This window comes from Desulfotignum phosphitoxidans DSM 13687, from assembly GCF_000350545.1.
GTDB lineage: Bacteria > Desulfobacterota > Desulfobacteria > Desulfobacterales > Desulfobacteraceae > Desulfotignum > Desulfotignum phosphitoxidans.
Genome location: NZ_APJX01000005.1, coordinates 321,899 through 343,632 on the forward strand (window position 1 = coordinate 321,899; position 21,734 = coordinate 343,632).

At 50.5% G+C, this 21,734-nt stretch carries 19 protein-coding genes; 14 read left to right on the forward strand and 5 right to left on the reverse strand.

All coding sequences use genetic code 11. The features are described 5' to 3' along the window. The 13 genes from DPO_RS13340 to aroC all read left to right on the forward strand — a co-directional run bounded on the left by DPO_RS13340 (position 1) and on the right by aroC (position 13,937). Positions 1 to 1,227 carry a lipoprotein-releasing ABC transporter permease subunit gene (locus DPO_RS13340; protein ID WP_006966517.1) on the forward strand — a complete coding sequence of 409 codons (1,227 nt, stop codon included), beginning with the start codon at positions 1 to 3 and terminating at the stop codon, positions 1,225 to 1,227. Next, a complete protein-coding gene (locus tag DPO_RS13345; protein WP_006966518.1) occupies positions 1,220 to 1,909 on the forward strand; it encodes an ABC transporter ATP-binding protein in 690 nt (229 codons plus the stop codon). The genes DPO_RS13340 and DPO_RS13345 overlap by 8 nt, the downstream gene beginning before the upstream one ends. A 13-nt stretch (positions 1,910 to 1,922) precedes the next feature. Then, complete coding sequence (gene bamA, locus DPO_RS13350; protein WP_006966519.1) at positions 1,923 to 4,559, forward strand: outer membrane protein assembly factor BamA; 2,637 nt, start codon at positions 1,923 to 1,925, stop codon at positions 4,557 to 4,559. A 34-nt stretch (positions 4,560 to 4,593) separates the two neighbouring features. Next, the gene (locus DPO_RS13355) at positions 4,594 to 5,127 is read left to right on the forward strand and encodes an OmpH family outer membrane protein (protein ID WP_006966520.1); all 534 of its coding nucleotides are present in this window, start codon (positions 4,594 to 4,596) and stop codon (positions 5,125 to 5,127) included. A gap of 21 nt (positions 5,128 to 5,148) precedes the next feature. Next, positions 5,149 to 6,201: a UDP-3-O-(3-hydroxymyristoyl)glucosamine N-acyltransferase gene (gene lpxD / locus DPO_RS13360; protein WP_006966521.1), complete on the forward strand. Its 1,053-nt coding sequence runs from the start codon at positions 5,149 to 5,151 to the stop codon at positions 6,199 to 6,201. Next, positions 6,198 to 6,968: an acyl-ACP--UDP-N-acetylglucosamine O-acyltransferase gene (lpxA, locus tag DPO_RS13365; RefSeq protein WP_006966522.1), complete on the forward strand. Its 771-nt coding sequence runs from the start codon at positions 6,198 to 6,200 to the stop codon at positions 6,966 to 6,968. Before lpxD ends, lpxA begins: the two co-directional genes overlap by 4 nt. Before the next feature lie 8 nt (positions 6,969 to 6,976). Further along, on the forward strand, positions 6,977 to 7,795 hold the full coding sequence (locus tag DPO_RS13370; RefSeq protein ID WP_006966523.1) for an LpxI family protein: 819 nt from the start codon (positions 6,977 to 6,979) through the stop codon (positions 7,793 to 7,795). Continuing rightward, the gene (gene lpxB / locus DPO_RS13375; protein WP_006966524.1) at positions 7,792 to 8,943 is read left to right on the forward strand and encodes a lipid-A-disaccharide synthase; all 1,152 of its coding nucleotides are present in this window, start codon (positions 7,792 to 7,794) and stop codon (positions 8,941 to 8,943) included. The genes DPO_RS13370 and lpxB overlap by 4 nt, the downstream gene beginning before the upstream one ends. Positions 8,944 to 9,030: 87 nt before the next feature. Beyond that, complete coding sequence (locus tag DPO_RS13380) at positions 9,031 to 10,272, forward strand: hemolysin family protein (RefSeq protein WP_006966525.1); 1,242 nt, start codon at positions 9,031 to 9,033, stop codon at positions 10,270 to 10,272. 2 nt (positions 10,273 to 10,274) lie between these two features. Then, the gene (gene aroE, locus DPO_RS13385; protein WP_006966526.1) at positions 10,275 to 11,099 is read left to right on the forward strand and encodes a shikimate dehydrogenase; all 825 of its coding nucleotides are present in this window, start codon (positions 10,275 to 10,277) and stop codon (positions 11,097 to 11,099) included. A 19-nt stretch (positions 11,100 to 11,118) separates the two neighbouring features. Next, complete coding sequence (gene aroA, locus DPO_RS13390; protein ID WP_006966529.1) at positions 11,119 to 12,378, forward strand: 3-phosphoshikimate 1-carboxyvinyltransferase; 1,260 nt, start codon at positions 11,119 to 11,121, stop codon at positions 12,376 to 12,378. Then, positions 12,365 to 12,898 (forward strand): shikimate kinase AroL, encoded by a 534-nt coding sequence (gene aroL / locus DPO_RS13395; RefSeq protein ID WP_006966531.1) that lies wholly within the window; start codon positions 12,365 to 12,367, stop codon positions 12,896 to 12,898. Before aroA ends, aroL begins: the two co-directional genes overlap by 14 nt. After that, positions 12,885 to 13,937, forward strand: coding sequence for a chorismate synthase (gene aroC, locus DPO_RS13400; protein WP_006966533.1), 1,053 nt, complete (start codon positions 12,885 to 12,887; stop codon positions 13,935 to 13,937). The genes aroL and aroC overlap by 14 nt, the downstream gene beginning before the upstream one ends. Positions 13,938 to 13,944: 7 nt before the next feature. Here aroC and DPO_RS13405 read toward each other — a convergent pair whose 3' ends face one another. Both DPO_RS13405 and DPO_RS13410 read right to left on the reverse strand, forming a co-directional pair. Further along, on the reverse strand, positions 13,945 to 14,259 hold the full coding sequence (locus DPO_RS13405; protein WP_006966535.1) for a hypothetical protein: 315 nt from the start codon (positions 14,257 to 14,259) through the stop codon (positions 13,945 to 13,947). A gap of 38 nt (positions 14,260 to 14,297) precedes the next feature. Then, on the reverse strand, positions 14,298 to 15,599 hold the full coding sequence (locus tag DPO_RS13410) for a TolC family protein (RefSeq protein ID WP_006966536.1): 1,302 nt from the start codon (positions 15,597 to 15,599) through the stop codon (positions 14,298 to 14,300). A 208-nt stretch (positions 15,600 to 15,807) separates the two neighbouring features. Here DPO_RS13410 and DPO_RS13415 point away from each other — a divergent pair, with 208 nt between their 5' ends. Further along, complete coding sequence (locus DPO_RS13415; RefSeq protein WP_006966538.1) at positions 15,808 to 16,695, forward strand: phosphoribosylaminoimidazolesuccinocarboxamide synthase; 888 nt, start codon at positions 15,808 to 15,810, stop codon at positions 16,693 to 16,695. 237 nt (positions 16,696 to 16,932) lie between these two features. Here the strand turns inward: DPO_RS13415 and fusA are convergent, their stop codons facing one another. The 3 genes from fusA to dxs form a co-directional block, all read right to left on the reverse strand. Beyond that, the gene (gene fusA, locus DPO_RS13420) at positions 16,933 to 19,005 is read right to left on the reverse strand and encodes an elongation factor G (protein WP_006966540.1); all 2,073 of its coding nucleotides are present in this window, start codon (positions 19,003 to 19,005) and stop codon (positions 16,933 to 16,935) included. Positions 19,006 to 19,081: 76 nt separating this feature from the next. Continuing rightward, positions 19,082 to 19,840, reverse strand: a complete 759-nt coding sequence (locus DPO_RS13425) for a TlyA family RNA methyltransferase (RefSeq protein WP_006966542.1) — start codon at positions 19,838 to 19,840, stop codon at positions 19,082 to 19,084. Continuing rightward, the gene (gene dxs / locus DPO_RS13430) at positions 19,827 to 21,707 is read right to left on the reverse strand and encodes a 1-deoxy-D-xylulose-5-phosphate synthase (RefSeq protein WP_040011927.1); all 1,881 of its coding nucleotides are present in this window, start codon (positions 21,705 to 21,707) and stop codon (positions 19,827 to 19,829) included. Before dxs ends, DPO_RS13425 begins: the two co-directional genes overlap by 14 nt. Positions 21,708 to 21,734: the final 27 nt, after the last annotated feature.

The window sequence follows — 21,734 nt, forward strand, 5'->3', positions numbered from 1 at the left end:
ATGGCCGTGGAACTGTTCATAGCCCGGCGCTACCTCAAGGCCAAGCAAAAAGAAGGATTCATCTCTCTGATCACGTTTCTGTCCGTGGCCGGGGTCATGGTGGGGGTGATGGCGCTGGTGGTGGTGATCGCCGTCATGAATGGCGCTGAAACCGAATTCAGGCGAAGGATTCTGGGTCTCGAGCCTCATATTCTGGTCATGAATTACAACGGCACCTTTGGCAATTACAATCCCGTGCTTGAAAACATACAAACCCACCCTCACATCCGGGATGCTTCCCCGATTTTGTTTGCCCAGGCCATTATCCGGACCCGTCATGCCATGTCAGGCGCCATGGTACGCGGCATTGTCCCGGATAACAGCGCATCGTTGATCAAAGGATTTGATGCGCCTGCCCTGAAAAACGCCCTGGCCGTCCAAAAAAATTCCGACAACCTGCCGGGTATTATTCTGGGCAAGGAACTGGCCCGGGCCATGGGCGCCATGACCGGGGACAAGATCATTCTTATGTCCACCCGGTCTGTGATCTCTCCCATGGGACAGATACCGGCCATGAAGCAGTTTGTGGTCCAGGGAACTTTTTCTTCGGGCATGTCCGAGTACGACGGCATGCTGGCCTATGTTCATCTGGAACAGGCCCAGTCTTTGATAAAAGATCCGGATAAAATATCCGCCATCGGCATCTGGGTGGATGATGTTTTCAAAGTCAAGGAGATCCGGAAAACCCTGCCGGCCGATCTGGAACACCATCCGTTCTATGTCCGGGACTGGATGGATATCAACCAGAGTCTTTTTTCGGCCCTGAAACTTGAAAAAACCGCCATGTTCATCATTCTGACTTTGATCATTCTGGTCGCGGCCTTTAATATTGCATCGGCTCTGATTATGCTGGTCATGGAAAAAACAAAAGACATCGCCGTTCTCAAAGCCATGGGCGCCACCCACGGGATGATCCGTCAAATTTTTATCATTAAAGGCCTGGTGATCGGAACCATCGGCACCCTGCTGGGAACCGTGACCGGCATCGGTATCTGTCTGCTGCTCAAACGATATGATTTTATCCAGCTGCCCAAAGCCTATCCGTTTTCCACGTTACCGGTCCAGCTGGATCCCATGGATGTGCTGGTCATTTCCGTCAGTGCCATCATCATCTGCTTTATTTCCACATTATACCCGTCCTGGAAGGCGTCGAACATGGACCCGCTGGAGGCCATTCGTTATGGATGATGCCGGCTCTGTTCTCATGCGTCTGACACAGATCACCAAAAAATTCGGTACCCCGCCGGATGTCATAAACATACTGGACGGATCCGAATTTACCATCACCCAAGGAATGACCCTGGCCGTGGTCGGGGCATCGGGTATCGGCAAATCAACATTGCTCAATATCATCGGTACCCTGGATCGGCCGGATAAGGGACAAATCATGTTTCAGGGGCGGGACCTGCTTTCCATGAAAGACGATCAACTGGCGGCACTTAGAAACAAACGGATCGGATTCGTGTTTCAGTTTCATTACCTGCTCCAGGGATTTTCCGCCATGGAAAATGTGATGATCCCGGGACTCATTGCCAAAAAATCAAAAAAAATGGTTGAAAACCTGGCTCAAAATATGCTTGAAAGGGTAGGGCTGGCAGATCGATATCATCATCGCGTGGAAGATCTGTCCGGTGGAGAACAGCAACGGGTGGCCATTGCCAGGGCCCTTGTGATGAAACCAGATATACTTCTGGCGGATGAACCCACCGGCAACCTGGATGAAAAAAACGCAGACAGCCTCCACGCTTTGATCACTGAGTTGAACAAAGAACTGGGTATGACCGTGATCGTGGTGACCCATAACATGAAACTGGCCCGAATGATGGAAAAAACAGTAACGATCCAAAACGGAAAAATTATACCGGCATGAGAAAGGGACTGATATGAAAAAATGGTTGATTAATGCAGTACTGATAGGGATAATTTTATGCGGACTGCCCGTTTGGCTGTATGCAGAACAAACAGTCAGTGTCGCTGTTTTTCCTTTTTCCGTTCAGGCCCCTTCGGCCCAGAAATCACTTGGCACAGACCTGCCTTTGATGCTTGGAAAACGGCTGGAAAACGAAGGAACCCAAGTGGTTTATGTCAAAGAATTCATGGAGACCCAAACCTGGGATGTTGCCAGATTCCGCCAGGAAGGTATCCGGCTGGGCGTGGATTACATCATTACGGGTAATGTCTTTATGGCCGGAAACGCCATCAGTATTGATGCGAACATGCATCCGATTTATGAAACAGGGCCGCCCCTGCCATTTTTTTCCCAGTCCGGTTCTTTGGAAGAACTGCATGCGGCAATCGGACAATTGTCCCGGGCAATTATCGGCGAGCTGTTTGAAAAACGCATTATATCCACCATCTCGGTTACGGGCAACCGCCGGGTGGATTCTGATGCGATTTTACGGATCATTTCAACCAACCCCGGTGATATCATGAACCCGGAAAAATTGTCTAAAGACCTGGAACAGGTTTACAAAATGGGTTTTTTCGATGATGTGGTGATCGAAAAAAAAGACCTGGATCAAGGCATTGAAATTGTTTTCAACGTCACGGAAAAACCCAGTGTCAGAAATATCAAATTTTCCCAGAACCGTGTATATAAAGAGGATGAACTGGCCGCAGTCGTGGATACCAGCACCGGGTCCATCCTCAATGTGTACAAAATCAATTCAGATGTGGAAAAGATAAAACGGCTGTACATGGAAAAAAATTACCACAACTGCACAGTTACCTATGAAATCACTCCCTTGAAAAATAATCAGGCTGATATTGTGTTCGTGATTGATGAAGGGGAAAAAATCAGAATTGAATCCATTGTGTTTGAGGGAAATACCCATTTTAAGGACAAAAAACTGAAAAAAACGATTCAGACCCGGGAAAAGGGATTCTGGTCTTTTATCACCTCTTCCGGTGACCTGGATGAAAGTGAACTGACAAACGATGTGCTGCGTATCGAGTCTTTATATAAAAACAACGGATTCATCAATGTCAAGCTATCGGATCCTCAGATAGACATGGGGGAAGAAAGCATTGCCATTTATTTCAAAATCGATGAGGGGGAACAGTACAAAACCGGGAATGTGGACATAACCGGGGATATTCTGACATCGAAAAACGATCTGTTTGACAAACTTCTGGTCAAGGAATCCGATCTGTACAACCGGGAACTGATCCGAAAAGACATGCTGGGGCTCAGTGATTTATATTCCAACCAGGGGTATGCCAATGTCAAGGTCTCCCCGCTGGTGGAAACCGATGATGCCAGTCATCAGGTACACATCACATACAAAATTGATCAGGGAGAACCCGTATATTTCAACCGGATTCTGATTTCCGGCAATGAAAAAACCCGGGACAAAGTGATCCGGCGGGAAATGGCTGTGGAAGAGCAGGGTAAATTTTCCATGAGCGGTATTCAGCGATCTTACAGAAACCTGAGCTACAGAGACTATTTTCAGTCTGTGGAAATCAACCCGGTTCAAACGGATGTGCCCAATCAACGGGATCTGGAAGTTAAAGTCGAAGAAAAACCCACGGGTAATTTTTCTTTTGGCGGGGGATTTTCAACGGACGACGGTCCTTTCGGTCAGGTATCTTTGGAAGAACGCAACCTGTTCGGCCGGGGTCAGAATTTGAAAATTCTGGGAAGAATTTCAGGAGAAACCGGTTTATATGACCTGGGATTCACGGAACCCTGGATTTTTGACATGCCGGTTTCCGCCGGATTCAATATCTATAAGCTTGAAAGAGAATTTGAATATTATGAACGCAATGCCATCGGTCTGACACTTAGATCCGCTTATCGACAGCTGTGGGATTACACCACCATCGGTGTGGAAATCAATTTTGAAGATTTTGAAGTTGAACAGGCGGAAAAGATGTATACCAATGTGACTGAAGGAAATTTTTTCACCGCCAGCATCAAGCCGTATATCAGCTATGATTCCAGAAACCATTATTTTCTGCCCACAGAAGGGGTGTTCAGTAAAGTGTCAGCCCAGTATGCCGGAGAATTCATGGGTGGAGATATTGACTATACCCGGTATGTAGCCGAAGGCGGATTCTGGATGCCTCTTTTCTGGAAATTTACCGGAGGCTTTCATATGGAGGGCGGGTATCTGGATGACCGCACCAACGGCCAGATTGATATCGACTGGGAACGATTCTACTTAGGCGGCATCAATTCGGTCCGAGGATTTGACAAATACGACATCAACACCAGAGAACCCGGCCAGACTATCCTGCGGGGGGGTGAAAAATATATTCAATTCAATGCGGAACTGATCTTTCCCCTTCAGGAAGAACAAGGAGTCGCCGGGGTATTGTTCTATGACCGGGGTGATGTCTATCGAACCAGCGAAAGCATCGATCTGGCCAAACAATACTCATCCGCAGGATTTGAACTGCGGTGGAATTCCCCCATGGGCCCCATTCGTCTGGCCTATGGTATTGTGGTGGAAGGTCAGGATGAATACCAAACCGGAGATGGCCAGTTTGATTTTTCCATTGGCGCATTTTTCTGATATTTTTTAAAGCATTATTTATTTGGAGGAAACCATGAAACGTATCTTATTTGTAACCATCATAAGCCTTTTGGCCATCAGCTTTGTGCCCATGGCATTTTGTGCGGATGCTGTTAAAATCGGTGTCATCGATTTTGAAAAAATAATGAAAGAATCCAGTGCCGGAAAAATGAACCAGAAGGTGCTCAACGCCAAAGGAACGGAATTCAAAAATAAACTGGAAAAAGAAAAACAGTCCCTGGACGCAATCGGCCAGTCTTTTGAAAAAGAAGCCCTGGTGCTCAGTGATGAAAAAAAGCGGGAACGGGAACGGGATTTCAGAAATCAGATCGAAGATTTCAAAATCATGCAGCAGAATTATACCAATGAATTGAAAAATCTTGAAATCAAAATGATCAATGACATGCAAAAAGCCGTATTCGACATTGCCAATGAACTGGGGAAACAAGAAAAATACACCCTGATCATTGAAAAAAAGAATGCCGGAGTGATCTATGCGCCGGACCAGATAGATATCACAGACCGTGTCATCACTAAATACAATGCCGTCACAGCCCAGGGCAATTGATTGCCTGAACGGGATTTATGTATGAAACTGACTGTCAAAGAGATCGCTGAAAAGATTCATGCCCGGGTGGCGGGAAATTCTTTCACCGTGATCACGGGGGTTTCTTCCTTTGACAATGCCGATGCATCAGATATCACGTTTGCCGGAGATGCCTCTTTTCTGTCACGTCTGAATCAGACCCGGGCCGGGGCCGTGATTGTGCCTGATGATGGCATGTATGAAAAAAATTCTCATCCCTGTTTATTGATGACCGCCAATCCCAGACGGGCTTTTTTTGAACTGGTGGCACATTTTCATCCGGCACCGGCATCAAAGCCCGGCATCAGCCCGCTGGCCGTCATTGGAAAAAACTGTGTGCTGGGAAAAGGTGTCACCATTGCCCCGCATGTGGTGATTGAAGATGAAGTGGTCATCAAAGACCATGTGCAAATCATGCCCCATGTTTTTATCGGAAAGGGTTGCGTGATCAAAGAACACACCACCATCAAACCCAATGTCACGGTGATGGATGGCACATGTCTGGGAAAACATGGCATCATTCACTCCGGATCCGTGATCGGATCGGACGGATACGGGTTTGTCCAGGATGGCGAAAGCCATTTCAAACTGTCTCACACCGGACATGTCATCATCGGAGATCATGTGGAAATCGGCGCGTGTAACACCATTGACCGGGGGACCTTAGGCGTCACCCGGATCGGCAATGGCGTGAAAACCGACAATCAGGTTCACATCGCCCATAATGTTTCCATCGGAGACCATACACTGGTGGTGGCCCAGGTGGGAATCGCCGGGTCCACCCGGATCGGAAAACAAACCATTATCGCCGGAAAAGCCGGTATATCCGGCCATTTGACCATTGGCAACCATGTGATTGTGGGCCCTTATGCCGGGGTGTCATCCTCGGTCCCGGACAATCAGATTGTGTCAGGCATCCCTCATATGCCCCATAAAACCTGGTTGAAAGTCGTGAACATCCTCGGCCGGCTGCCGGGGATGAGAAAAACGCTGATGGCATTTGAAAAACGGCTTGACGCCCTTGAACGCATTATACAAAAACCGGAGCTGCCATGATTCACCCTACCGCCATCATCGATGGATCCGCGGAAATCGATTCTCGAGTGACGATCGGCCCTTATGCCATTGTCAAATCAGATGTACGCATCGGAGCTGGAACCACCATCGGGTCCTACACCACCATTGACAATTATGTTTCCATCGGTGAAGACTGCCAGATATTTCAATATGCCGCCATCGGCGGTGCGCCCCAGGATCTGAAATTTCATGGAGAAAAAAGTTATCTCACCATCGGCCGGGGATCCATTATCCGGGAATTTGTCACCATCAACCGCGGCACGGAAGCCGGCGGCGGCATCACGGAAGTCGGCGAGGAAAACTATCTGATGGCCTATACCCATATCGCCCATGACTGCAAAACCGGCCGGCAGGTCATTTTAGCCAACAACTCCACTTTGGCGGGACACATTGAAATCGGTGACCACGCCACCATCGGCGGACTGGTGGCCATTCATCAGTTCGTCAAAATCGGAAATTATGCCTATATCGGGGGAAAATCCGCTGTAGTCAAGGATATTCCTCCCTTTGTCATTGCTGCCGGAGACCGGGCCACCCTCCACGGCCTGAACAATGTCGGGCTCAAGCGGCACCGTTTTTCCGATTTCACTTTAGGCGAGCTTAAAAAAGCCTACCGGATTTTTTTCAGGATCGGGCTGACGGTCAAGCAGGCATCGGAACGGGTCAAGGCCGAGGTGGAACAGATTCCGGAAGTGAAAAATTTTACGAATTTTATTGTCACATCCAGCCGGGGAATAACCCGATAACAAAAGCCATGAAAATTGGATTGATTGCCGGCGGTGGACAGTTTCCACTGCTGTTTGCAAAAAAAGCGGCCCAAAAAGGGATCTCTGTGGTAGCGGCCGGATTTGCTTCAGAAACAGACCCCGGCCTGGCCAAAGAGGTATCTGTCTTTCAATGGCTGTATCTGGGCCAGATATCCAGGCTGGTAAAATATTTCAAACGCCAGGGTGTCCACGAGGCCGTGATGCTGGGAACCATTGAAAAGACCAGTATATTCAAGGATATCCGCCCGGATTTCAAGGCATTGACTTTTATTCTTAAAACCGGCGGAAGTCATGACGATGCCATTTTGACACGGTTTGCAGATCTCATGAAAACCCAGGGTATTGAGATCCGGCCCTCCACGTTTCTTCTGCCTGAACTGTTGAGTCCTGCCGGCTGCTGGACCCAAAGGCCCTTGGATTCCGCAGAACAGCAGGACGCTTATCAGGGATGGAAACTGGCCAAAGCCGTGGGAAAACTGGACATCGGCCAGTGCATCGTGATCAGCAACGGCACAGTCCTGGCAGTGGAAGCCATTGACGGTACAGATGCCACTATCCGCCGGGGAGGCGATCTTTCCCGGGGCAATGGGTGTGTGGTGATCAAGCTGTCCAAACCCCAGCAGGATCTGCGGTTTGATCTGCCGGCCACGGGATGCGAAACCATCCGGACCATGGCAGCATCCGGTGCCACGGCTCTGGTACTGGAAACCGGCAAATCCCTGTCTTTTGACAGAGAAAAAATGGTCGCCCTGGCAGACGAATATCATATTGCCATTACCGCGCTCACGGAACAAGACATCCCATGAAAGATTCAGGCAGACATGTTCTGATACTGGCCGGTGAACCTTCCGGTGATGTCCATGGGGCCGGCCTGATCACTGCCATGCGCAAGCAGGACCCCTCCCTGAAGTTTTACGGTATCGGCGGCACGTGTATGGCCAAAGCCGGTGCTCACCTGTTTTTTTCCATTGATGAGCTGTCCGCCATGGGGCTTTTAGAGGTTATCCGCCAGATCCGCCCGGTTAAACAGGCGTTTGATCTTTTCAAACATCACCTGAAGATCCTGGATCCGGAACTTGTCATACTGGTTGATTACCCTGGATTTAATCTCAGGGCCGCTGCTCATGCCAGAACCCACAGTCAGGCAAACGTGTTTTACTATATTACGCCCAAAGTGTGGGCATGGAATCCGGCACGCCTTAAGCAGATGACGCACAGGGTGGATCATGCCGCGCTGATTTTTCCCTTTGAAGAAAAAATATATAAAAAAGCCGGAATCCCCGCCACATATGTGGGAAATCCTTTGCTGGATCAGTATCCGGTGCCGTTGCAAAAATCAATTGAATCCCATACTGACGCTTCAAAACAACGGATCATCGGACTGCTGCCCGGATCCAGAAAAAACGAAATACAAACCCTTTTGACACCCATGCTGAATGCGGCACGTAAAATCCATGGGAATCGTCCCCATGTCCGGTTTCTGGTTTCTGCGGCAGATGCGATTCCTTTCAATATGATTGAATCAAAGGTGGCTGCAGCCGGAAATCCTGAGTTGTTTCACATCATTTCCGGCAACCCCCGGCAGATCTTTGAACAGGCGGACATGTTGATTGCCGCATCCGGCACCATCACCCTTGAAGCAGCGCTATGTAAAATTCCCACGGTGATCGTTTATAAAATGTCTTATCTGACCTATCGCTTGGCCCGGGCCGTCGTCAAAGTAAACTATGCCGGTCTGGCAAACATTATCATGGGCAAAGAAGTGATGCCTGAACTGCTTCAGGATGCAGCCACGCCTGAGAACATCCGTTTTGCTGCGCTATATATGCTGGATCACCTGAACGAATACCGGCAGAAACTGGCCCCGGTCAGACAATTGCTGGGAGGACCGGGCGCGGCTGACAGAGCGGCTGAAATCGCTCTGGATTTAAAAAACCGCCCCCAAAACAGGTAAAAGAAAAATGGGTGTTTGACAAATCACACCAAACCTTATTAAAGTAATTTTAAAATTGACTCTGTTTGAAGGAAAAAACCCATTTTGATGACATTGAATGTAACATTGCTGGTGATTTGCCTGGTGTTGTCCGGTTTTTTTTCATCATCCGAAACCGCGCTGTTTTCCATTTCAAAAATCAAAGCCTGTCATGTGGCCAAGGACGGTTCTAAAACCGGTCAGTTGATCGTAAAAATGAAAAAAGATCCCCATACACTGCTGACCACGATCCTTATCGGCAACAACCTGGCAAACATCGGAGGGGCTTCTCTGGCAACATCCATTGCCATCACCTGTTTCGAGTCCAATGCCGTGGGCATTGCCACCGGGGTCATGACGCTCATGATTCTGGTGTTCGGAGAGATCTTTCCCAAATCTTTTGCCACCCAGAATAATGTGCTGGTGGCCCGAATGGTTATTTTTCCGCTGTACTGGCTGTCCAGAATCTTCTTTCCTCTGGTGCTGATTCTCAATTACATTCCCAAATTGTATGGATCGATCAATCCGGCCTATCATACGGTGACCGAAGACGAACTCATGACCATGGTGGAGGTCGTGGAAGAAGAAGGGGAAATCAAGGAAGCGGAAAAAGAATACATCACCAATATTTTTGAATTCGATGATACATCCTGCAGTGAAATCATGACGCCCAGGGCGGATATGTTCGTGGTGGATACCGTGGAAAAACTGGACATCCCCGCCATTCTGTCAACCGGATATTCCCGGATTCCGGTGATTGAACACAGTATTGACAATGTGATCGGAATTCTGCATATCAAAAATCTGTTTGCTGATTATCAGAAGCTCTCAATGTCTGATGAACCCATTGATTCCCTGGATATCAAAGCGATCATGAAAAAACCTTATTTCATTCCCGAATCCAAGAAACTGGACTCACTGCTACAGGAATTCAAGGCCAAAAAAAGTCACATGGCCATTGTGGTGGATGAGCACGGGGGTGTGGCCGGCCTGGTAACTCTCGAGGATGTGGTGGAGGAAATTTTCGGAGAGATCATTGATGAAACCGACCGAATGGTACCGGACATCGTACGTCTCAAGGACAACAAATGGCTGGTGGCCGGACGGATCAATGTGGAGGACCTGAACAAGGAAATAGACATCAATATCCCGGAATCCGTCAGCTACGACACGATTTCCGGATTTTTTCTCGAACAGATCGACCGGATTCCCCAACCGGGGGAATCCGTGATTATTGACCGGTGGACGGCAACGGTCAAAGACATGGATGGCAATCGCATCCAGTCTTTTATTGTCAAAAAAGAGGGATGACCATGATACCCGTCAATGCAGATACCCGGCTATTCTGTGTGCTGGGCAACCCGGTGTCCCATTCCAAAAGCCCTTTGATTCACAATCAGGCTTTTGCCGACCATCAGATCGATGCCGTGTACCTGGCGTTTGCGCCCAGTGATATCCAAAAAGCCATGGATGCGGTCCGGCAATTTGATATTCAGGGTGTTTCCGTGACCATTCCCTTTAAACAGAAAGTGATCTCCTTTCTGGATAAAATCGATGCTGAAGCCTCGTCCATTGGTGCGGTAAACACCATTGTCAACCAGAACGGCGTGCTTTCCGGGTACAACACCGACAGTTTTGCCGCCATTGCTCCGTTAAAGGATGTACAGATCTCCGGCAAAACCGTGCTGATCATCGGGGCAGGGGGGGCGGCTCGGGCCGTGGCTTTCGGTATTCATGCGCACAAAGGAAACCTGTTGATCACCAACCGGTCCCAGGATAAGGGCAGGGCACTGGCCGCCCGCTATAACGCTGATTTTTATCCCATGGAAGCCATCAGACACCTTCGCCCGGATATCATCATCAACACCACATCTTTGGGCATGACCCCTGGAGAAAATGTATTGTCCTGTCCAGAAGACTGCCTGACTTCTGAAACACTGGTGATGGATGTGGTGTATACCCCTTTGGAAACCCGTCTGATCTCTGCGGCCAGACAAAAAGGGTGTCATGTGGTGGACGGGCTGACCATGTTCATTGCCCAGGCCGCGGCCCAGTTTGAGCTGTGGACGGGGATTTTGCCGGACACAAAAAAAATGCGGCACACGATTCTCACCCATCCGGACTTTCAGACCCAATAATAATAAACCAGGACCTGTCATGAAACAATTGTATCCCAAACACCCCTTACCCCGGATTGTCACCGTGCCGGGATCCAAAAGCATTTCCCACCGGATGCTCATCTGCGCGGCCCTGTGCCGCGGCACCTGCGGTATCCGAAATCTGCTGGACTCCCAGGATATCGGTTTGACCCTGCATGCATTGGCCTGCATGGGCGCAAAAATTGACAAAATTTCTTCCGACACGGTAAATGTCACCGGATTTGCCGGTCATCCCGTGCCGTTTGCAGATCCCATCTATCTGGGTAACTCCGGCACTTCCATGCGTCTGCTAGCCGGTATTGCCGGGCTCGGCACCACGCCTTACACCCTGACCGGTGATGCCCGCATGTGTGCCCGGCCCATGAAGGAACTGCTGGATGCTTTGACGCTCCTGGAAATCCGCGCGGAATCCGAATCTCACCAGGGATTCCCCCCCGTGATCATCCAGGGCGGTCACCGTCACGGGGGCACCACCCGGCTGGACTGCTCAAAAAGCAGTCAATATCTGTCTGCCCTGCTGATGATCAGCCCGTTCATGACCCATGGGTTGACCATTGATCTGACCGGTCCGCCTGTATCTTCTCCATATATCGATCTGACCCTGGATGTGATGAAACAGTTTCAGGTGACAGGTTATCGCATCAACGACACCACGTACCAGATTCCCGGAGGACAGCCATACATCCCCGGTGACCATGTGGTGGAGCCCGATCTGTCCAATGCCGGGTATTTCTGGGCGGCCGGCGCCATTACCGGACAAAAAATCGGGGTGGCCCATATCCGGCCGGATTCCCTTCAAGGGGATTTGAAACAAATTCATATTCTGGAAAAAATGGGATGTGACCTGATTTTTGATAATCAGGCAATCTCTGTGAAAGGCCGGCACCACCTGCAAGCCGTGGATGTGGATATGTCCGACACTCCGGATGCCGTGCCGGCCATTGCCGTGGTGGCGGCGTTTGCCCAAGGCACCACCCGGATACGCAATATCCGGCATTTGCGGGAAAAAGAGTGCGACCGGATCCATGCCGTGACATCCCAGCTTGAAAAAATGGGGATCCAGACCGATCAGGGGGAGGACTGGCTCTCGGTGACAGGAGGTACGCCCAAAGGGGCCGTCATCCACACCTTCAATGATCATCGCATTGCCATGGCGTTTGCCGTGGCCGGTCTGAAGGTGCCGGGCATACAGATTGAAAATGAAACCTGTGTGGGAAAATCCTTTCCCGGGTTCTGGGATGTATATGATGCCCTGTAATCTGATTCTCATCGGATATCGCTGCGGCGGAAAAACAAGCGTGGGAAAGTTGTTGGCGGATCTGCTGAGTTATGATTTTGTGGATACGGATATCTGCATTGAGTCCAACTGCCGGTCAAGTATCGATGTTCTGGTGGCAGACAGAGGATGGGCTTATTTCAGGCAAAAAGAAACCCAAGTTTTAGAACAGGTCCTGCAAGGAAACAACCAGGTCATTGCCACGGGCGGGGGCATGGTGCTGGCACCGGAGAACCGGGAATTGATAAAAACCCACGGATTTGTGATATGGCTTGCCGCAGATGTGACCACCATTGTCCAGCGTCTGGAAACAGACCCCCAGACACAGGCCACCCGGCCCCGGTTCACATCCCGGTCTTTGAAGGATGAAACCAGAGATACCCTGGCCCAACGAATCCCATTCTATAAAAAGTTGGCGGACATGACCGTGGACACCACGGTTCATCCCCCGCAGCACATTGCAGAAATCATCAAAAGGAGACTTGATCATGTCCGGATCTAGCTTTGGCAAAGCATTTCACATCACCACTTTCGGTGAATCCCATGGTCCGGGTATCGGGGTGGTGATCCAGGGATGCCCGCCGGGACTGCGTCTGGATGAATCCATGATTCAGGCGGATTTGGATAAACGCAGACCCGGGCAGGGGGTCGGCGGCACCCGGCGCAAAGAACCGGACCATCCAGTGATCCTGTCCGGCGTGTTTCAAGGCCGGACCACAGGCACGCCCTTGACTGTTTTCATTCAGAACAAGGATGCCAAATCCAGTGCTTATTCAGATATTGCAAATCTGTACCGGCCCGGACACGGGGATTTTACCTACCAGAAAAAATACGGCATTCGGGATTACCGGGGCGGGGGCCGGGCATCGGCCCGGGAAACCGCAGCCCGGGTGGCGGCCGGAGCTGTGGCCCGAAAAATTCTGGACCGGCACGGGGTGAAAATCGACAGTTTTACCCGGGCGATCGGCGGCATTGCCATGCAGCAATTTGATGCCGATGCCATTGAAAAAAATGAACTGCGGTGTCCGGATATGGCAGCGGCCCGGGCCATGGCCGCGCACATTGCATCAGTGAAAAAACAGGGGGATTCCCTGGGCGGTGTGGTGGAAATCCGGGCGGTGCATGTGCCGGCCGGCATCGGTGATCCGGTGTTTGACAAACTGGATGCCGACATTGCCAAAGCCATGATGGGCATCGGTGCCGTCAAAGCGGTGGAAATCGGTTCCGGTATCAACGCGCCCGGCATGACCGGTTCTGAAAACAATGATTCCATGGATGAGACCGGGTTTCTGTCCAATCACAGCGGGGGAATTCTGGCAGGCATTTCCACCGGAGAACCCATCATTGTCCGGGTGCATGTCAAACCGATTCCCTCCATCCGGCTGGATCAGAAAACCCTGGACCAGGATGGACGTCCCGCTGTCATCTCCACCCGGGGCCGGCATGACATCTGTGCTGTTCCCCGAATCAACATGGTCTGTGAGTCCATGCTCGCGCTGGTACTCACAGACCATGTGCTGCGTCAAAAAACGCTGTTATGACAGCCGGTTATTTATGAACAATATCAGACTCCAGCCGGTCGGCAATGGTCAAGGCGGAGTTCAGGGCATCATTGATGGCAAACAATTGAATCTTCAAGGTTTTCAATGATGCCTGGGTAGCGGAAATTTTTTCATCGGATTGCAGCAGTTTGGCCAGCTCCCCTGATTTTTTGGAAAATTCCGTCAATTTCTCACTGAAATTCACAATTTCAGTCGCCCATTTATCCCGTTCGTCCCGGGTCAGTTCAATACCGGCATTGCCGGTGCCGTTGATCAAATGGTCGATCTGATAGTCTTCAGGATTGGCGATAATCTCATACATACAAATAACTCCTTTACATATTTTTATTTAAGGTTATATCATTCAAGCACGTGAGCCGGCAACTTTCCCTGGGTATAAAACAACCGGTACATGGTCTGATACAGGGCATACCGGGCATTGGATATCCGGCGTTCGGATTGTACCAAAAGGGTGTTTGCATCCATCATATCAACGATATCCGCCATGCCGTACTGGTACTGCATCTGAACGGCCTGATAATTTTCCCGGGCAGATGTCAGTTCATCCGCCAGGTTGATCAACGTTTTTTGGGCGGTTTCATACTCGGAAAATGCCACCCTGGATTCCAGTATAATATCGTTTCGGGCCTGGTTCAACATCTGGTCGGCCTGATTTCGCTTTGCTTCGGCCTGTCGGATCTGAGCCCTTCTCAACCCGCCGTCAAACAAGGTGAATTGAAGTTCCGCCAGGGCATAGGCTTCTTCATTACTGGAGCCTGTGTTCATGCCAATAATGGAACTGCCATAGGAAACATCTGATTTGCGGTATCCGGTTTCCAAATTCAGTTGAGGCCAGTATTCTCCTTTTTCATATTGGATGGTCTGGTCGGTGATTTCCAGGTTTTTCTGAGCAGACTTGATCTCAAACCGGTTTGCCAGCGCCTGGGACTGGATCTGCGCAAGAGACGGTTCGATTGGGTCTCTGGCCTGGATATCGGTTTCGGAAATGGAAAATTTTGTGTCAATCCCAGTGATCCGGACAATATACGCCCTGGTTTGAACCACACTGTTTTGTGCTGTCTCCCGGTCTGATTTTGCCCGGGACAATTCCGCTTCCGCCCGGAAAAGATCCGTTCTGGTAACACTGCCGACCCGCAGTTTTTCTTCAACCGCCTGTTTGTGGGTCTGTAACCGCTCAACATCCGCCTGGGCGATTTCCAGCATGCGTTTGGCCTCCAGCGCGTCAAAATACGCCAAAGCCACTTCAAGCAGATAAGATGACCGAAGGGCCTCCAGGGTATAGGCATTGGTTTCAATGCCTTTTTTGGCCACGTCATAGGCAATCAGTTCCCTGCCGTTCAGCGTAAAGGACTGGTTAAGCCGGATACCGGCCGATGCCGTGTTCGGAGAAAACACGTCGGTATCCTTGTACCGGGTATAGCTGCCGAATGCAGTGGCCCGGGGAATCAAAACCGATCTGGCCCGCTGTTTTTCCTGACGGGCGATCATCACATCCTGTTCAGCAATTTTGATTTGTTCCGCATTCTCATTGGCGGCCCGGCATAGATCATTTAACGTATAATGCGCTGTTTCTCCGGCAGACACAGGCTTATAAACAGCCATTGCCAGGCAGACAAACACGATCAACCCGTGTATTTTCATAAAGCTCCTTACAATTGTGCAGCAACCTTCTGGATCCCAGAAAAAAATTTAGTTTACAATAATATGAACACAGACATACGTCAAGCGATCCCCGGGCATGGAAATAAATTTTGGTTTATGTGTGATGGAAAAAAAAAACAATCCATGATATAAATGATTTTTTGAAAAATTGAACCTTGTGATGAATAAAAATTTAAGGAGATTGGATATGACGGTCATCCCTGAAACACAATTCAAAGACCTGCCATTAAAGCGCCAGGGCAAGGTCAGGGATATTTTTGATTTCGGAGATATGCTGCTGCTGGTCACCACGGACCGGCTGTCCGCTTTTGACGTGGTCCTGCCGGATCCCATTCCGGACAAGGGCAAGGTGCTGAACCAGATCAGTGTGTTCTGGTTTGAAAAAATGGCGGATCTGGTGGGAAACCATCTGGTGACCACGGATGTGAACGCCTATCCCGCTCCCTGTCTTCCCTACAAAGACGTCTTGGACAAACGCAGCATGCTGGTGAAAAAAGCAGACCCTTTGCCGGTGGAATGTATTGTCAGAGGCTACATCACCGGATCCGGATGGCATGGATATCAGACCACCGGACATGTATGCGGCATTCAGCTGCCCCAAGGTCTCAAAGAATCGGATAAACTGTCAACCCCTTTGTATACCCCGTCCACCAAGGCGGAAGTCGGGGATCATGATATCAACATCTCCTTTGAACAGACCGTGGATATTCTGGGTAAGGAAACCGCTGAAAAAATCAGGGATCTGAGCCTGGAAATTTACAACAAAGGGGCATCCATGGCCCTGGAGAAAGGCATTATCATTGCAGACACCAAATTTGAATTCGGTGTGCTGGACGGTGAAATCATTCTCATTGACGAGGTGCTCACACCGGATTCCTCCCGGTTCTGGCCCCTGGACGACTATGCCCCGGGACGCAGCCAGAAAAGTTTTGACAAACAGACCGTCCGGGACTGGCTGGTCAATTCCGGATGGGACAAAACACCGCCGGGCCCCAAACTGCCCAAAGAAGTCATTGAAAATACGGCACAAACCTACAAAGACATCTACGCGAGATTAACCGGTGACCGGCTCTAATTGTTTGCGTTCAAACTGTCTGGCCGATAACCGCTGCGCATCCAAATTGTACCGAAGCCGGGGGAAAAAGGGAGCTGGGCCATCTGCTGGACCCGGCTGCGGTGTCGCTGCCGGTTGAATCCAAACCTGCTCTGATGGTTTAAAATAACATCGGGGAAACAATCTTTTACCGGATCGTTTCCCCGACGTATTCAAGCCCCTGATTTTTTGGGGCAGATTCACATAAACAGGATCAAATCAGCTGGTTTCTTTTTCTGCATTGACCTGATCAATGATTTTCTGGGCCAGATCAGACGGTACTTCGTCATACTGGGCGAATTCCATAGTGAACGTTCCCCGGCCACCGGTCATGGAACTCAAATCCGGGGCATATCTGAGCATTTCCGACATGGGGACCAGTGCATTGATAATCTGTTTGTCATCTTCGGAATCCATGCCCAGCACCCGGCCCCGGCGGGAGTTGAGATCCCCCATGATATCACCGGTGTTGGCATCCGGCACTTTGACCGATACCTTCATGATCGGTTCCAGCAGCACGGGTTTGGCATCTTTGGCCGCTGCTTTGAACGCAATGGAACCGGCTGTTTTAAAGGCCATTTCCGAAGAGTCCACCGAGTGATAAGATCCAAAATCCAGGGTGGTGCGGAAATCCACACAGGGGAAACCTGCCAGAATCCCGTATTTGGAGCTTTCTCTGATACCGGCTTCGACTGCGGGGATATAATTTCTGGGAATCACACCGCCCACGATTTTGTCCACAAACTCATAACCGGTCCCCCGGGGCAGCGGCTCCAGAACAATCCAGCAATCCCCGTACTGACCATGACCACCCGATTGTTTCTTGTGTTTTCCCTGGACCCGGATTTTTTTCTTGAACGTTTCCCGATATGCCACCTTGGGCGTGTTGATATCCATGGCCACCTTGAATTTGCGCAAAATTTTGTCCGCAGTCACTTCGATGTGTACCAGGCCTCTGCCGGACAGAATGGTCTGCCGGGTTTCTTCATCCCGCTTGAGTTCAAGACCCGAGTCTTCCTGAAGAATTTTTCGAATGGCCTCGTGGATCTTGTCTTCATCGTTTTTGGATTTGGGAGAAATGGCAAAGGAAATGACCGGCGGCATGGGGGCCGGGGCCGGAATCTGAATCTGTTTTCCCCCGGTCAGGGTATCGCCGGTTAAAGTGGATTTCAGCTTGGCCACTGCCACAATGGACCCAGGCACCGCCGATGTAATGGTTTTCTGCTCTTTGCCCGCGATTTCCAGCAGCTGGGAATACCGCTCCTTGGTATCTTTGGTCACATTCAGAAAATTGCCTTCTTTGCCCAGGGTGCCGGAAATAACCCGGAACAGGGACAGACGGCCGGCATAAGGATCCACTATGGTATTGAAAACAACTCCGCAGAATTCCGCATCCGGATCCGGAGACACTGTAACATCCTGTCCGTCACTGTCTTTGGCGATCCAGTCGCCTCGGTCCAGGGGAGAGGGCATATAGGTATTGATGAAATCCAGTACAATGTCGATGCCGATCATTTTCACGGCTGAGGTACAAATGGCGGGATAGAACTGGGCATCGGAAACCCCTTTCCGGAAAGCGGTTTTGATTTCTTCTTCAGACAGTTCCTCACCTTCCAGGTATTTTTCCAAAAGGTCATCATTGAGTTCCGCGATATTTTCTATGAACTCTTCTTTGACAACAGCCATATCATCAGCCATATCCGAAGGAATATCGATCTGAGTGGCTTTGCCGTCGGCATCATATTCATACGCTTTGTTGGTGATAATGTTGACCAGTCCCTTGAATCCGGCTTCCGAGCCGATGGGATAACAGATAGGAATGATTTTCTTTTTCAACGAAACGTTGCAGGCATCCAGACAGGTGGCAAAATCAGATCGTTCCCGATCCAGTTTGTTGACAATGACCAGTCCGGGCAAATTGTATTCCAGAGCTGAGGCTGCCGCCTCTTCAGTCATGGCGGAAGGCCCCCCCACACCGTCAATGACAAAGACCATGGCATCGGCCACAGGAAAACAGGTTTTGGCCGATGAGAAAAAATTCTGATCACCCGGGGTATCCATCAATGTAACAATGTGTTTGTTGTGGGTGTATTTGATAAAAGAGGTGTTGATGCTCTGCTGTTTTTTGATTTCTTCGGGCTGAAAATCCATGACCGTGTTGCCTTCTTCCACCTTGCCCAGCCGGGTGGTCATGCCCAGTTTGAAAAGCATAGCCTCAGCAAGAGTTGTCTTGCCCGCACCTCCATGGCCTGCAAAAGCCACATTTCTCATGGTTTTGATGTCTTCGCTCATTACTGCTCCTTTATACGATTAATAAAAAAGTCCTCATTTAAATAATAAAATTTAAATAAAAATAACAGTGTTTTTTTCAATGCATTTGGAAAATCAAGGAAATCAAAAATTCGGTATTTCCTTTCGGTCCCGGAACAGGGGAGGGGACCACACCCTGCACCGCATATCCCCGGTCTGAAAAGAACTGTGAGATATCCGCCACCACCTGTTCCTTGATTTTCAAATCCTTGACAACACCCCCCTTGCCGATATGTTGTTTTCCTGCTTCAAACTGGGGTTTGATCAGGGCAATCACCCGGGTGTCATCCCCCATGAATTTCTCCGCCGCCGGGATCACGGTTTTCAAAGAGATAAACGATGTGTCCGCCACCACCAGGTCCACCGGCCGGCCGATGGTTTCCCAAGGCATGTACCGGATATTGGTGCGTTCAATGACAGTCACCCGGGTATCACTGCGCAAAGACCAGGCCAGTTGTCCATACCCCACATCCACGGCATATACCTGCCTGGCCCCGAACCGGAGCAGGCAGTCGGTGAACCCACCCGTGGATGCCCCGATATCCAGACAGACGTTGTCTGTGACATCCACAGAAAATGTGGTCAACGCTTTTTCCAGTTTCAGTCCCCCCCGGCTGACATAGGGATGATCCGGGATTTTCAAGCGGATGTCAGCCCGGGAATCCACCCGGGATCCGGGTTTGTCACACGGCTGATCATTCACCAGAACCTTTCCGGCCATGATCACGGCCCTGGCCCGGGTTCTGGAGCCCACCAGCCCGTTGTCCACCAGCAGCTGGTCCAGGCGGATTCGATCGATTTTTCTATCTGCTGCCATGCAGCTCCCGTGCTGCAGCTGCCACGGCATTTGCGTCAATCTGGTATTCTTTTTTCAAGACTGCCTGGGGACCGTGTTCCACAAAACAATCATCAATACCGATACGCTTGACATGCAGATCCGTCAGTCCGTGGTCCATGAACAGTTCCAGGACCGCAGATCCGAATCCGCCGGCCAGAACATGTTCTTCCACCGTGATGATGCGTTTGAGCCCGGCCGCTTTGGCCAGCAGCAATGTCTGATCCAGCGGCTTGACAAACCGGGCATTGATCACAGTGGCAAAAATGCCTTCAGTTGCCAGAATTTCCCGGGCTTTCAAGGCCTGCTGCACACCCGTGCCGATGGCGATGATCAGCAGATCGTCGCCGTCACACAAGACTTTGGCTTTTCCGATCTCCAGGGGCTTGACAGGTTCTGCCACGGGAACGCCCGTCCCCCGGCCCCGGGGATAGCGCAGGGCAATAGGTCCGTCATGCTGCACCGCAGTTGTCAGCATCCGGGCCAGTTCGTTTTCATCCATGGGCGCCATCACCGTCATATTGGGCATGGGCCGCAGATAGGCGAAATCAAACAGGCCGTGATGGGTGGGGCCGTCTTCCCCCACAATTCCGCCCCGGTCCAGGGCGAACACCACGGGGTGGGCATCGATGCACACATCATGAAGTATCTGGTCATAGGCCCGCTGGAGAAAGGTGGAATAAATGGTCACCACCGGCCGGATTCCCTTGACGGCCAGGCCGGCGGAAAAGGTCACGGCATGCTGCTCGGCAATGCCCACATCAAAAAAACGGTCCGGAAAACGGTTGCAAAAATCCATCAATCCGGTGCCTTCGGGCATGGCAGCGGTCACGGCCACCAGTTCGGGATGGGTGTCTCCCAGCTTGACCATCTGGTCTCCGAACACCTGGGTATAGGTGGGCACTTTGGCAGCGGATCCGTTGGCTTTTCCCGTGTCCACGGCAAAAGACCCCACCCCGTGGAAATATACGGGATTTTTTTCCGCCGGTGCATATCCTTTGCCCTTGACCGTGGTCACATGGAGCAGCACGGGAGAATCGGCCGTATTTTTGATATTGTCCAGGATGTCAATGAGATGATCCAGATTGTGGCCGTTGATGGGACCGAAATAATCAAAATTAAAGGCCTCAAACAGCATGCCCGGGGTGACAAATGTTTTAAAGGATTCTTCGGACCGCTTCGCGATCTGATAGATATCTTCCCCGATTTTGGGCAGTGACTTTAAAAAAGCACCGAACTGATTGCGCAGGGTCTGAAGATATTTGGCGGAAAAAGTCCGGCTCAGGTAAGAGGACAGGGCCCCCACATTGCGTGAAATGGACATGTCATTGTCATTGAGGATCACGATCAGCTTGCGCTTGAGATCACCGGCCTGGTTCATTCCTTCATAGGCCAGACCAGCGGTCATGGATCCGTCCCCGATCACTGAAATCACATGGGAATCATCCCGGTTCAGATATTTGGCACAACTGATGCCCAGTCCGGCTGAAATGGATGTGGAGGAATGGCCCACGGTGAAACCGTCACACGGATTTTCCTTGATTTTGGAAAATCCGGAGATGCCTTTGTACTGACGCAGGGTGTCGAACTGCCAATTTCTGCCGGTGATCAGTTTGTGGGCATAGGCCTGGTGCCCCACATCCCATATCAGGGTATCTTTGGGCAGATCAAACACATAATGAATGGCCAGGGTCAGTTCCACGGCCCCCAGGCTGGATGCCAGATGGCCGCCGTTTTCAGACACCACCTGAATGATCCGCTGCCGGATCTGCCGGGCAAGGTCCGGCAGCTGATCCCGGGTCAGACGATTGAAGTCTTCAGGGGCGTGAATTCTGTTGAGCAGCGCCATGGGGTTGTTTGTCGTCATAATATACCT

What these genes read in the sequence shown, in the direction of transcription:
- DPO_RS13340 (WP_006966517.1), top strand. Translation starts at nt 1, where the DNA reads ATGGCCGTGGAACTGTTCATAGCCCGGCGCTACCTCAAGGCCAAGCAA.
- DPO_RS13345 (WP_006966518.1), top strand. Translation starts at nt 1,220, where the DNA reads ATGGATGATGCCGGCTCTGTTCTCATGCGTCTGACACAGATCACCAAA.
- bamA (WP_006966519.1), top strand. Translation starts at nt 1,923, where the DNA reads ATGAAAAAATGGTTGATTAATGCAGTACTGATAGGGATAATTTTATGC.
- DPO_RS13355 (WP_006966520.1), top strand. Translation starts at nt 4,594, where the DNA reads ATGAAACGTATCTTATTTGTAACCATCATAAGCCTTTTGGCCATCAGC.
- lpxD (WP_006966521.1), top strand. Translation starts at nt 5,149, where the DNA reads ATGAAACTGACTGTCAAAGAGATCGCTGAAAAGATTCATGCCCGGGTG.
- lpxA (WP_006966522.1), top strand. Translation starts at nt 6,198, where the DNA reads ATGATTCACCCTACCGCCATCATCGATGGATCCGCGGAAATCGATTCT.
- DPO_RS13370 (WP_006966523.1), top strand. Translation starts at nt 6,977, where the DNA reads ATGAAAATTGGATTGATTGCCGGCGGTGGACAGTTTCCACTGCTGTTT.
- lpxB (WP_006966524.1), top strand. Translation starts at nt 7,792, where the DNA reads ATGAAAGATTCAGGCAGACATGTTCTGATACTGGCCGGTGAACCTTCC.
- DPO_RS13380 (WP_006966525.1), top strand. Translation starts at nt 9,031, where the DNA reads ATGACATTGAATGTAACATTGCTGGTGATTTGCCTGGTGTTGTCCGGT.
- aroE (WP_006966526.1), top strand. Translation starts at nt 10,275, where the DNA reads ATGATACCCGTCAATGCAGATACCCGGCTATTCTGTGTGCTGGGCAAC.
- aroA (WP_006966529.1), top strand. Translation starts at nt 11,119, where the DNA reads ATGAAACAATTGTATCCCAAACACCCCTTACCCCGGATTGTCACCGTG.
- aroL (WP_006966531.1), top strand. Translation starts at nt 12,365, where the DNA reads ATGATGCCCTGTAATCTGATTCTCATCGGATATCGCTGCGGCGGAAAA.
- aroC (WP_006966533.1), top strand. Translation starts at nt 12,885, where the DNA reads ATGTCCGGATCTAGCTTTGGCAAAGCATTTCACATCACCACTTTCGGT.
- DPO_RS13405 (WP_006966535.1), bottom strand. Translation starts at nt 14,259, where the DNA reads ATGTATGAGATTATCGCCAATCCTGAAGACTATCAGATCGACCATTTG.
- DPO_RS13410 (WP_006966536.1), bottom strand. Translation starts at nt 15,599, where the DNA reads ATGAAAATACACGGGTTGATCGTGTTTGTCTGCCTGGCAATGGCTGTT.
- DPO_RS13415 (WP_006966538.1), top strand. Translation starts at nt 15,808, where the DNA reads ATGACGGTCATCCCTGAAACACAATTCAAAGACCTGCCATTAAAGCGC.
- fusA (WP_006966540.1), bottom strand. Translation starts at nt 19,005, where the DNA reads ATGAGCGAAGACATCAAAACCATGAGAAATGTGGCTTTTGCAGGCCAT.
- DPO_RS13425 (WP_006966542.1), bottom strand. Translation starts at nt 19,840, where the DNA reads ATGGCAGCAGATAGAAAAATCGATCGAATCCGCCTGGACCAGCTGCTG.
- dxs (WP_040011927.1), bottom strand. Translation starts at nt 21,707, where the DNA reads ATGGCGCTGCTCAACAGAATTCACGCCCCTGAAGACTTCAATCGTCTG.